11 protein-coding genes are annotated in these 12,481 nt (G+C 42.3%); 8 read left to right on the top strand and 3 right to left on the bottom strand.

The features are described 5' to 3' along the window. The first annotated feature begins 475 nt into the window (after positions 1-475). The 3 genes from NSQ23_RS15290 to NSQ23_RS15280 are packed head-to-tail and all read left to right on the top strand — an operon-like array spanning position 476 to position 4,727. Positions 476-1,624, top strand: a complete 1,149-nt coding sequence (locus NSQ23_RS15290; protein WP_339174456.1) for an iron-containing alcohol dehydrogenase — start codon at positions 476-478, stop codon at positions 1,622-1,624. 5 nt (positions 1,625-1,629) lie between these two features. Beyond that, a complete protein-coding gene (locus tag NSQ23_RS15285) occupies positions 1,630-3,282 on the top strand; it encodes an ATP-binding protein (RefSeq protein ID WP_064214554.1) in 1,653 nt (550 codons plus the stop codon). Continuing rightward, a complete protein-coding gene (locus NSQ23_RS15280) occupies positions 3,279-4,727 on the top strand; it encodes a sigma-54 dependent transcriptional regulator (protein WP_192948582.1) in 1,449 nt (482 codons plus the stop codon). The genes NSQ23_RS15285 and NSQ23_RS15280 overlap by 4 nt, the downstream gene beginning before the upstream one ends. A 62-nt stretch (positions 4,728-4,789) precedes the next feature. Here the strand turns inward: NSQ23_RS15280 and NSQ23_RS15275 are convergent, their stop codons facing one another. From NSQ23_RS15275 to adhP, 3 genes are all read right to left on the bottom strand, one after another. After that, positions 4,790-5,119, bottom strand: a complete 330-nt coding sequence (locus tag NSQ23_RS15275) for a DUF779 domain-containing protein (protein ID WP_064220730.1) — start codon at positions 5,117-5,119, stop codon at positions 4,790-4,792. A 54-nt stretch (positions 5,120-5,173) separates the two neighbouring features. Next, the gene (gene adh, locus NSQ23_RS15270; RefSeq protein ID WP_004893051.1) at positions 5,174-6,694 is read right to left on the bottom strand and encodes an aldehyde dehydrogenase; all 1,521 of its coding nucleotides are present in this window, start codon (positions 6,692-6,694) and stop codon (positions 5,174-5,176) included. 62 nt (positions 6,695-6,756) lie between these two features. Next, positions 6,757-7,767 (bottom strand): alcohol dehydrogenase AdhP, encoded by a 1,011-nt coding sequence (gene adhP, locus NSQ23_RS15265; RefSeq protein WP_088223570.1) that lies wholly within the window; start codon positions 7,765-7,767, stop codon positions 6,757-6,759. A 246-nt stretch (positions 7,768-8,013) separates the two neighbouring features. On the opposite strand from adhP, the gene prfA reads away from it, so the two are divergent. From prfA to NSQ23_RS15240, 5 genes are all read left to right on the top strand, one after another. Next, a complete protein-coding gene (prfA, locus tag NSQ23_RS15260; RefSeq protein ID WP_003397036.1) occupies positions 8,014-9,090 on the top strand; it encodes a peptide chain release factor 1 in 1,077 nt (358 codons plus the stop codon). Further along, positions 9,080-9,931, top strand: coding sequence for a peptide chain release factor N(5)-glutamine methyltransferase (gene prmC, locus NSQ23_RS15255; protein ID WP_339171987.1), 852 nt, complete (start codon positions 9,080-9,082; stop codon positions 9,929-9,931). Before prfA ends, prmC begins: the two co-directional genes overlap by 11 nt. Before the next feature lie 90 nt (positions 9,932-10,021). Next, a complete protein-coding gene (gene spoIIR, locus NSQ23_RS15250; protein ID WP_339171985.1) occupies positions 10,022-10,654 on the top strand; it encodes a stage II sporulation protein R in 633 nt (210 codons plus the stop codon). A 148-nt stretch (positions 10,655-10,802) separates the two neighbouring features. After that, the gene (locus NSQ23_RS15245; RefSeq protein ID WP_339171982.1) at positions 10,803-11,864 is read left to right on the top strand and encodes an L-threonylcarbamoyladenylate synthase; all 1,062 of its coding nucleotides are present in this window, start codon (positions 10,803-10,805) and stop codon (positions 11,862-11,864) included. A 62-nt stretch (positions 11,865-11,926) separates the two neighbouring features. Next, positions 11,927-12,472 carry a manganese efflux pump MntP family protein gene (locus NSQ23_RS15240; protein WP_077429167.1) on the top strand — a complete coding sequence of 182 codons (546 nt, stop codon included), beginning with the start codon at positions 11,927-11,929 and terminating at the stop codon, positions 12,470-12,472. Positions 12,473-12,481: the final 9 nt, after the last annotated feature.

Below are 12,481 nucleotides of genomic sequence, written 5' to 3'. Positions count from 1 at the left end.
AAAACGATACAATAGACAAAAAATTTAAAAAAGTTATACAATTAATTTAAATTTATTGTTAAGGAGCGAATGTGTCAACTACCCCCACTTAGCTAACGCTCGAAGTGAGGGCTTGCAACTCCCCAGAAGTGCAAACGGACTTCTTCCTCCTTCCTTGACTTGGGGTTGCATCAGGGGCAGGTTGACGACTACCCAACGACGCAGGTCATGCCTGCATCGTTACCGATTCTCTCGGTGTGTCTGTTGGCAGTACTTGGCTTCCACACACAACAGACGGACCTACGCTCGATGTTTTACGGTTACAACGTTTCCTGTAACCAACTCCATACATCGAGTAGCAGTTATTGGAGTGCCTTTATTGAACGGTTTTCTCCACGCCTTTATTATATCATACACAAAAGAAAGGGGGAACGCGCATTCCTCTCCCACTTACTCCCTTTGGTCGTTGAAGTGGGAGTCTCCTGCGCGAAGTAGGATGAATATCCATAAATTCGTCATGCCTGAAGTTATTTTTGGTAACGCTTCCATTCAACAGGTAGGGGAAAGTTGTGTGCGACTTGGGGCAACGAACGTATTTATCGTTAGTGACCCAGGAGTTATGGAGGCTGGTTGGCTAGATGTAGTTGTAAGAAGTTGTCGGCAAGCAGGGTTAAGCTATACAACATTTCACGACATAACCATTAATCCAAAAGATAAAGAGGTGGAGAAGGGGTGTCGTATATACCTCGAAAACGAATGTGATGCGGTTATCGGGGTTGGCGGTGGAAGTTCCATTGATGTAGCAAAAGCAATCGCCATTCTTGTTACTAACGGTGGGCGGATTCATGATTATGAAGGGGTTGACAAAATTCGTTATCCTCTCCCGCCGCAGGTAATGGTGCCTACAACAGCAGGATCAGGCTCTGAGGTTTCTCAATTTTCTGTAATTGTTGACACAGAGACAGAGAAAAAGATGACGATCATTTCCCGTTCACTTATTCCTGATATTGCGATCATTGATCCTGAAACATTGTCGACTAAAAGTCCGCATTTAACTGCCTCAACAGGTCTAGATGTGTTAACCCATGGTATTGAAGCTTATGTTAGTCTGGCAGCAACACCTTTGACGGATGTACATGCTAAAAATGCTATTTCACTTGTTGCTGAATATTTGCGGCCTTCGGTAGCTTCAAAAATGAACCTAGAGGCTAAAATAAACATGGCAATGGCATGCTTACAGGCTGGTCTAGCTTTTTCTAATGCAATTTTAGGAGCGGTTCATGCAATGTCGCACGCGGTAGGAGGAAAATATAATCTCCTTCACGGAGCAGTGAATTCGATTTTGTTACCACATGTGATGGAATACAACTTGTTAGCAAATCCAAAGAAATTTGCAGATATTGCTCTTTTCCTAGGTGTTGATATTCGGGGAATGTCGAATATGGAGGCTGGAAACAAAGCAATTGAGCACGTGAAACAGCTGACTATGGATATTGGTACGCCACAAAGGCTAGCGGATATAGGTGTTGAGAAAGATCAGTTAAAAAGGATGAGTGTTTCCGCTTTTCACGATACGTGCATGATTACAAATCCACGAGATGTAACTATAGAAGACATTGAGGAACTATTTAGAAAGGCATGGTAAAGGCGATGAGAGATAGGCAACAAATCATCAACTTATTAACAGGGGTACAATCTTCAAAGAAGAGCTACTATACCGAATTAAAAAAAATGGTAAATGAGTTAAAAAAGAAGAATATGCAGTTAGAAATCATCAATGATATTACAAAGAGTTTTAATATCGACATGTCGATCGATGATATGCTGAAAAATACGTTTGACAAACTAAAAGAGATTTTCCCTATAGGGCGAATTAGCTTGTTGCTATATGAACAAGAGCAACTTATATTAACGAACGTATATCCAGAACAAGATTTATATTTTCCAGTTGGATTTGTGGTGCCAAAAGAGCATTCTCTTTACTGGAAAGTAATGCAATCACTTGAGAAAATGTTCTATCAAGTACAAGAAGAGAAAGCATTTTTTGAAAATAAGATATACCAAGCACTAGGAATTCGTAGCATACTACTTATCCCGCTTATGAGAAAGGCGCAAGTTATTGGTTTGCTAAGTATTGGTAGTGAGGAGGTGATTATGTACGATGAATCTGATCTCTCTTTTTTTCAACAGTTTGGTGACCAATTGGCAGTCTGTATTGAAAATGTTCGCCTTTACAATGAAGTGCTGACAAGTAAAAAAGAATGGGAGGAAACGTTTCGGGCAGTCTCCGAAATGATATTCGTTGTTGATTTAGAAGGAAATATTTTGAAATATAATGATGCAGCTAAAGCTTTTTTTTCGATGAATCTATATAACATAAATATTTGTGAGTTACTATCGATAAATTTTAAGGAAAGTCCGATTGTTGAAACGATAGAAACCAAAAAACCTGTCCATCGTCAATTTTATATCCAGCAACGTGTTTGTGAGTTTCATTCTTATCCTGTATGGAACGAACAACAAAAAATGTATGCGATTATTATTTACATCAATGATATTACTGAAAAATTACAAATTGAAGCGCAACTTATTCAGTCTGGGAAACTTGCTGCTATTGGAGAGATGGCAGCTGGCATTGCACATGAACTAAACAATCCACTAACTGCAATTCTTGGTAATGCACAATTGTTGTTACGATCAATTAAGAAAGATGACCGTTCGTATAAATTATTGTATGATATCCATTTATGTGGGAAACGGTGCAAAAGCATTATTCAAAACTTATTGACGTTTTCCAGACAGGATGAATATGTATTTGAATTGTGTTCTATAAATGAAGCTGTTGAGCAAGTTTTAGGGTTAATTGGAGATCAAATTCAAAAACAGAATATTAGGATTCAAAAAAAACTAGATAGTTCGCTGGGTTTGATCGAAGCAAACATTCAGCAAATTGGACAAGTTATTTTAAACTTTTTAATCAATGCAAAAGATGCATTGGAAGAAGTGGAAAGTGATCGAAAGGTAATTGTGATTGAAACGAAACAATTTATCGAGAACGAGAAACAATGGGTCGTTCTATGTGTTAGGGACAATGGAAAAGGAATTGCAGAGCAACATTTACAAGAAATTTTTAATCCATTTTTTACAACTAAGAGACCGGGGAAGGGGACAGGTCTTGGTCTCTCGGTCAGCTTAGGTATTGCAGAAGCACACGGTGGGACCATTGAGGTAGTTAGTAAGCTAGGTAGAGGAAGTGAATTTTGCTTAAAGATTCCTTGCGCAGTGAAGGAGGAAAATGAATGAAAAGTATTTTAGTCATTGATGATGAGCGTGAGGTAGGTACATTTTTTAGTCATTTTTTGGAGGGAAAAGGCTATAGTGTAAAGATTGGATTTAGTGGAAAAGACTTTTCCGAACTTATTAGACAGCATCACTTTGATTTGGCATTAATTGATGTGAAGTTGCCGGATACAAATGGGCTAGATTTGTTAAAGCAACTGAAGGTTTCACTTCCTTTTTGCAAAGTTGTGGTGATGACGGGCTATAGTACTGTAAAAACAGCGGTGGAAGCAATCAAATACGGGGCAAGTGACTATGTGGAAAAACCATTTGACGATATTGATCAACTGGAACAACTAATTGATGGTTTGTTGTATAGCGGTGTTCCTTCGACACAAAATGATATGTATAAGTTAGCTGAAACGCTTGGGTTTATCGTTGGAACGAATAAAGAGATGAATGATTTATTAAAGTTTGCATATAAAATCGCAAAGAAAAATGTAAATGTACTTATCGAAGGAGAAACAGGTACAGGAAAAGAAGTTCTTGCTCATTTTATCCATAGTGCTAGTATGCGATATGATCATCCTTTTGTTGGGGTTAATTGTGGTGCGGTTTCAGAAACATTATTGGAAAGTGAACTGTTTGGCTACGAAAAGGGAGCATTTACGGGAGCAGTAAAAGAAAAAAAGGGAATTTTCGAAATTGCTAACCGTGGTACGTTGTTCTTAGATGAAATCGGTGAAGCTTCGCTTGCTACACAAGTAAAGTTGTTGAGGGTATTAGAGACGGGGGAATATATGCGAGTCGGTGGTGAAACAGTTCGGAAAACAAATGCACGTATTATTGCCGCAACTCATGTAAATCTTGCTAAGGCGGTGGAGGAAAGAAACTTTCGGGAAGATTTGCTCTATCGCCTTGATGTTGTGAAGTTGACTATCCCACCACTTCGTGAACGTCTGGAAGATTTGCCGCTTCTCGTTGAGTACTTTTTGAAAAAGTTAAATATTTCTATGACATTTTCTGAGGATAGTATTGCTTGTATGAGACAATATTATTGGCCCGGAAATGTAAGAGAGTTATTTAATGTCGTCAAACGAGCAGTAACATTAGCAGAAGGAGAAACAGCTGTTATTACTCCTTCATATTTACCTGAAAAATTAAAGGTTTCACTACCTTTGAAGCGAGCGGATGATGAGCAAGACAAGAAAAAGGAATTAGACTTCGAGGTATATTTGCAACAATGGGTAACCCACGTTTTGTCCATGTGGAGAAGCAATGAAAAAGTGGATCTTGAATATGTGCTTTCTTTAGTCAGAGAGATGGAGGTAGAGATGAGTCGTTCGTTTATTATGAAGACGCTAAAAGAAACTATTGGGAACAGAAAAGAAGCAGCGGAGCGCTTAAATATTACAGTCCGAAAGTTAAGGTACTTACTAAAAGAAAAGGGATCAGATTCAAAGTTGTAGATCACTTTTGATCTGATCCCCTCTGTACAATAAGCATAACAACGTCACAAAAGAGTGTGTTCCTAATTAAGTCTCCTCGACCTTGTTAAAAAACGTACTCCTTCGCGCCCTTCAAGTGAAAACATGCCACCGCGGCCAGGTACAACATCAATAATTAGTTGCGTATGTTTCCAATATTCGTATTGAGCAGCATGCATATAAAATGGGCATCCTCCGATTTCGCCAAGCAATACGTCTGAGTCCCCGATCATAAACTCCCCTTGTGGATAACACATCGGTGAGCTTCCATCACAACAACCACCAGATTGATGAAACATAAGCGGACCGTATGTTTCTTTTAATTTTTCGATAAGTTGTAGCGCAGCTTCGGTCGCTACTACTTTCGGTTGCATGCACAATCAGCTCCTTTCAAAAAAGGCAGCGCTTTTGAGACGCTGCCTGAACGATTAGAAAAATCCAAGTTTTTTCGGCGAATAGCTAACAAGTAAGTTTTTCGTTTGTTGATAATGTTCGAGCATCATTTTGTGCGTTTCACGACCGATTCCTGACATTTTATATCCACCAAACGCTGCATGAGCCGGATAAGTGTGATAACAATTCGTCCAAACGCGTCCAGCTTGAATGCCGCGACCAAATCGGTATGCGGTATTTATATCGCGCGTCCATATTCCGGCACCAAGTCCGTATAATGTATCATTGGCAATCGATAACGCTTCATCTTGATCCTTAAATGTTGTGACGGAAACAACGGGACCGAAAATTTCTTCTTGGAAAATACGCATCCGATTATGTCCCTTAAAGACGGTTGGCTTCATATAATAACCACCTTGTAAATCCCCTTCTAACATGTTGCGTTCGCCACCGATGAGAAGTTCAGCTCCTTCTTGTTTACCGATATCAATGTATGACAAAATTTTTTCTAGCTGTTCGGACGAGGCTTGAGCACCGATCATTGTGCTCGTATCGAGCGGGTTGCCTTGTTTAATTTGTTTGACTCGCTCTAATGCTCGTTCCATAAATACATCGTAAATGGATTCTTCGATTAATGCACGCGAAGGGCATGTACAAACTTCCCCTTGGTTTAGAGCGAACATTGTAAATCCTTCAAGCGCTTTATCAAAAAATTCGTCATCTTTCGCAGCGACATCGGCAAAGAAAATGTTTGGTGATTTTCCCCCAAGTTCAAGTGTGACCGGAATTAAGTTTTGAGATGCATACTGCATAATGAGACGTCCCGTCGTCGTTTCGCCGGTAAAGGCAACTTTTGCGATACGTGGGTTAGAAGCGAGCGGTTTGCCAGCTTCAAGACCAAATCCATTGACGACATTCACAATGCCTTTTGGTAGTAAATCTTGAATGAGTTCGATCAGCACGAGAATCGATGTCGGTGTTTGTTCAGCTGGCTTTAGTACAACGCAGTTGCCAGCAGCTAAAGCAGGTGCGAGTTTCCAAGCCGCCATTAAAATTGGGAAATTCCATGGAATAATTTGTCCGACAACGCCGAGCGGCTCTTTAAAATGATAAGCGACGGTATCCGCGTCAATCTCTGCCAACGTGCCTTCCTCAGCGCGAATGCAGCCGGCAAAATAGCGGAAATGATCAATAGCTAGAGGAATGTCAGCCGCACGTGTTTCACGAATCGGTTTTCCATTTTCCCACGTTTCCGCCACGGCAAGCATGTCTAAGTTTTCTTCCATTCGGTCTGCGATTTTATTGAGCAGACGTGCCCGTTCAGCAACAGATGTACGTCCCCATGCTTCTTTCGCTGCATGAGCTGCGTCGAGTGCTAGTTCAATATCAGCAGCTTTTGAACGAGGGACCTCGCAATATACTTGTCCAGTAACAGGTGAAATGTTTTCAAAATATTCCCCATCTATTGGCGGGACCCATTCCCCACCGATGAAATTTTCATATCTCTTTTTGAATGTAATGAGTGAACCAGGTTGTCCCGGTTGGGCGTAAATCATGTAAATTCCTCCCCTTTTAAACTTTTAGATTGGGGGATGGTGCCCCCGTTTCCTTATGATTTTTACAAAGTTAAAACAACACGTCCGTTGATCTGTCCCTTCTCCATTCTCTCGAATACTTCATTGACCTTATCTAACGGAACCGCTTCCACGATTGGACGAACTTTCCCTCGAGCCGCAAAATCTAATGCTTCCTGCATGTCTTTTCTTGTTCCGACGATCGATCCTTTTACTGTAATACCATTTAAGACCGTATCAAAAATCGGTATTGGTAATTCATCGTTAGGTAAGCCCACAACAACAAGGCATCCCCCACGCTTAACAGACTGATAAGCTTGTTCAAAGGCTTTTTTTGTCACAGCAACACTAATAGCAGCCTGAACCCCGCCCACTTTTTCACGGATTGCCGTTACCGGATCCTCTTTCAGTCCGTTAACAGCAATATCTGCTCCTAATTTTGTTGCGAGTTCTATTTTTTCATCGCTAATGTCTACAGCCACAACATTGAACCCCATGGCTTTAGCATATTGTAAAGCGATATGGCCTAACCCACCAATCCCGTAAATGGCAACCCAGTCACCTGGTTTGGCATTCGATACTTTTAAAGCTTTATATGTGGTCACCCCAGCGCAAAGAATAGGTGCGACTTCTACTGGATCTAGATTTTCAGGTATTCTTGCTACATAGTTTGCTGGAGCCTTGCAATATTCCGCATATCCACCGTCTACTGAGTAGCCGCCATTTAATTGGTGTGGACAAAGTGTTTCTTGTCCACTTAGGCAATATTCACACTCCCCACACGCTGAATATAGCCATGGAACACCAACCCGATCACCAATTTTTATCGTTTTGACTCCCTCTCCTATTTCGACAACGACTCCAACTCCTTCATGACCAGGGATGAGAGGGAGTTTAGGTTTAATTGGCCAGTCCCCATGAGCTGCATGTAAATCGGTGTGGCATACTCCACAAGCCTCGATTTTGACAAGTACCTCACCGTACCCTAACTTCGGTTTTTCTACCTCTTCGATGCTTAGCTTTTGTTTGAACCCGTGAACGACTGCAGCTTTCATTTTCTTGATCCCCTTTCCAAAAATTTTTTGTTCGCATATTATTCAAGCAAAAATCATGCCAACTTTAATTAACTATGAAAATAGGCATAAATTAATATATATTGCCGAATTTTTGTCCGTTTTTCCCAAATAAACGATATTTTGTTCACAAAATTGTAACAATTTTAAATGGACTTTCTTATTTCATTAAAATGTAGTACAATTATAAATTAGACTGTGTATGGAACATGGATAGGGGTGAATATTGTGTTTGACCGTTTACAAGCGGTAGAAGCCCGTTATGAAAAATTAAATGAACTATTAATGGATCCAGATGTGTTAAATGATCCGAAAAAGTTGCGTGATTACTCAAAAGAGCAATCCGATTTAGCTGAGACTGTCCAAACGTATCGTGAATATAAAACGGTGCGTGAGCAGCTTGCGGATGCGAAAGCGATGCTTGAAGAAAAGCTCGATCCAGATATGCGCGAAATGGTGAAAGAAGAAATTAGCGAACTAGAAGAGCGTGAAGAGCAGCTTGTTGAAAAGCTAAAAGTATTGTTGCTTCCGAAAGATCCGAACGACGATAAAAACGTTATTATGGAAATTCGCGGAGCGGCAGGTGGCGAGGAAGCAGCGCTTTTTGCAGGCGATTTATACCGCATGTACACGCGTTATGCCGAGTCGCAAGGATGGAAAACAGAAGTGATTGAAGCACATCCGACAGGGCTTGGTGGCTATAAAGAAATTATTTTTATGATTCAAGGAAAAGGGGCATATTCGAAGCTGAAATTCGAAAACGGTGCTCATCGCGTTCAGCGCGTACCTGAGACAGAATCTGGTGGACGCATTCATACATCCACAGCAACGGTTGCGTGTTTGCCAGAGATGGAAGAAATTGAAATCGAAATTAACGAAAAAGACATTCGTGTTGATACGTTCGCATCGAGCGGTCCGGGGGGACAAAGCGTCAATACGACGATGTCGGCTGTTCGTTTAACGCACATTCCAACAGGAATCGTCGTATCGTGCCAAGACGAAAAATCGCAAATTAAAAATAAAGAAAAAGCGATGAAAGTATTGCGCGCACGCATTTACGATAAATACCAACAGGAAGCGCGTGCAGAATACGATCAAACGCGCAAACAGGCGGTTGGCACAGGCGATCGCTCTGAACGCATTCGCACATACAACTTCCCACAAAACCGTGTGACAGACCATCGCATCGGCTTGACGATTCAAAAACTTGATCAAGTGTTAGAAGGAAAGTTAGATGAAATTATTGATGCGCTCATTTTAGACGATCAATCGAAAAAATTGGAGCAAGCGAACAATGAGCAGTAAAATATACGAAGTCCTTCAATGGGCTTCTTCTTTTTTCCGAGAGCACGGCAAAGAAGAAACGGCTGCAGAATGGTTGTTGCGCCACCACTTACAAATGACGCGCGCGCAACTATTTGCTTCGTTGCGTGAACCAATCGATGAAACGAGCAAGCGAACATTTATCGCCGATGTAAAAAAACATGCACTTGAACATATACCGATTCAATATTTAATCGGGTATGAACAGTTTTACGGTCGAACGTTTATCGTGAATGAACACGTACTCATTCCGCGTCCAGAAACGGAAGAGCTCGTCGCCCACGTACTTGCACGTACGACCGAGCAGCCCCTTCGCCTAGTTGACGTCGGAACAGGAAGCGGAGCGATTGCCATTACATTGTCGTTAGAACGACCAGCGTGGCATGTGTATGGCATTGATATTGCCGCTTCATCGCTTGAAGTCGCGAAAAAAAATGCCGCTCAGCTTGGCGCTTGCGTGCATTGGTTCGAAGGGGACTTATTGCAACCGATTATCGACTGTGGCATACAAGTCGATGTCGTTGTGTCTAATCCGCCATACATCCCAGCGCGTGACATTCCGACGCTATCGCCTGTCGTGCAAAAAGAGCCGCTTCGTGCGCTTGTCGGTGGCGAAGATGGCTTGTTATTTTATCGTCGCTTGACGGAGCAGCTGCCACATGTAGTTACCCCACAAGCACTTATTGCATTTGAAATCGGTCACGGACAAGGGCAAGCTGTCAAAACGATGTTGCACCAAACATTTCCTTCCGCGCATGTCGATGTCCTTTTTGATATCAACGGTAAAGAGCGCATCGTCGTCGCTGATCTCGCTTCCGAGTAACATCGGAAGCTTTTTTATATTTTTTCATTTTCATAGTTTATCAACATCCTTTTCTGGTTATACTGCATAACAAGAAAGGGGAGGTAAACGATGAACAAATACGTTATGATGGTATATATAACAATGGTGATGATTGGTGCGCTTGTGACGATATATGGACAACAAACGGAAGCGCAAAGAGATGTTGTCATTCCAAACGAAGCGGTACGGTTGCGCATTTTAGCAAATAGCGATTCGCCAGATGACCAAGCGTTAAAGCGCGCGGTTCGCGATGCAGTCAATGAGCAAATTACGGCATGGGTAAGCGACTTAACATCATTTGAAGAAGCAAAACAAGTTATTGCCCAACATGTGCCCGAAATTGAACAAACGGTTGCCCGCGTTCTTCAAGAAAAAAAGAGCGATCAGTCGTACAAAGTGACGTTTGGGCGTGTATCGTTCCCGACGAAAATATACGGTTCATACGTATATCCAGCAGGTGAGTACGATGCGGTCTTAATTACGCTCGGCAAAGGTGAAGGAGCAAACTGGTGGTGCGTTTTATTCCCGCCGCTTTGTTTTCTCGATTTTTCAACAGGTGAAGCCGTTCGTCCTGTGGAAAAACAAGTGGAACGAGAGACACCGATCGAACAAATGACTGAACAACCGCTCGTTGTGGAAGATGAACAGCAAGTAGAAGTGAAATTTTTCGTTGCAGAAGTATGGAAAAAGCTTATGCAATAACATATCCACAAAATTATCAACAAAAAGCAATAACATATTCACAATTTGTGGACAATTGTTGAGTATTTTGTATGAATCTTTTATACTCATGAAAGAAGTGGCTGTGGAATGCTTGTAAAATGTCAATCAACAAACAAGCAACTTGAATATGTATGAGGTGAAAGCATTGAAAACACATGTGTTTTTTGTGGATAAAAATGTGGATGAGTTAAACAGTTGTCCACAAGTGAAACAGGCCGCAGCGTATTTACAACGAGGCGAGCTTGTTGCTTTTCCGACAGAAACGGTGTATGGTCTTGGAGCGAACGCCATGTCCACAGCAGCTGTGGAAAACATTTTTGTAGCGAAAGGGAGACCGAGCGATAATCCACTTATTGTTCACATTGCGACAACGGAGCAGTTGCATGATATTGCTTGCGACATTCCGTCTGTCGCATATACGTTAATGGATCATTTTTGGCCGGGTCCGCTCACGCTCGTTTTGCCGACAAAAGATGCTGTTTCTCCGCGCGTTACTGCTGGTTTGAACACGGTAGCCGTGCGCATGCCGAACCATCCGATTGCCCTTGCGCTTATCAAAGCAAGCGGGCTACCGATTGCTGCACCGAGTGCGAATCGTTCAGGAAGACCGAGTCCGACGACGGCGAAACATGTGCTCGACGACTTAGATGGACGGATTGCAGCTGTTGTCGATGGGGGAGCGACAGGTGTTGGAGTTGAGTCAACGGTTATAGACTGCACGTCAGCCATCCCGACCATTTTAAGGCCGGGCGGTGTGACAAAAGAAGAAATTGAACGGGTGATCGGAGCTGTGGATATCGACCGCGCACTTGTGGAAAAAGAGGCTGTGCCGAAATCTCCAGGGATGAAATATACACATTACGCCCCGAAAGCTCCGCTCGTCGTTGTGTATGGCTCACCGTCATTTTTACAACAAGTTGTGAATGAAAAACGAGCGAGTGGATTTACTGTAGGAGTGTTGACGACGGAAGAGCGGCGCGATACGTATGAAGCTGATGTCGTTATTGCGTGCGGACGACGAAGTGATTTACGAACGGTGGCAAAACAGCTTTATGACGCGTTACGAGCGTTTGATGAAACACATGTACATTTCATTTATAGCGAGGCGTTTCCGAACGAAGGCATCGGGGTCGCTATTATGAATCGATTGTTAAAGGCAGCTGGCTATCAACAAATGATGGAAAAATGATGTCTAAACTCCTTAGCGCGTGCATATGTTAACGTGAGGGCACGTCCTAAGGAGGCATTTGTATGATTGGGGAAATGATCACATTAGCGATGATGGCATTTGCGTTGGGGATGGATGCATTTTCAGTCAGCCTCGGCATGGGATTGCTTCAGCTTCGTTTAAAGCAAATTGCCTATATTGGAGCAACGGTAGGCTTTTTTCATGTTGTCATGCCTTTAGCTGGGATGACGATCGGTCGGTTGTTATCTATTCAATTAGGGCATGCAGCGACATATATCGGAGGAGCATTGTTGTTTATTCTCGGTGTGCAAATGGTCATCGCTTCCTTCCATCATGAACAAGAACGTTGGCTGAGGCCTGTTGGCATCGGTTTGTTTTTATTTGCGTTTAGCGTTAGCCTTGACAGTTTTTCCGTCGGGTTAAGTTTAGGGATTTATGGGGTGGAAATGGTGCTCGCTGTGACCGCATTCGGCTTGACGAGCATGGTGTTAACGTGGATAGGGTTGCTTCTTGGGCGTCGCTTTCAACGTTGGTTAGGGACATATAGCGAGGCGTTAGGTGGTGCCATTTTACTTTTATTTGCATGTAAACTATTATTTCCTTTATGAGCTGGGGCG

The organism is Anoxybacillus sp. FSL W8-1294 (genome assembly GCF_037965005.1).
Classification (GTDB): Bacteria; Bacillota; Bacilli; order Bacillales; family Anoxybacillaceae; genus Anoxybacillus; species Anoxybacillus flavithermus_G.
This window is presented reverse-complemented; position numbering and strand designations above follow the sequence as displayed.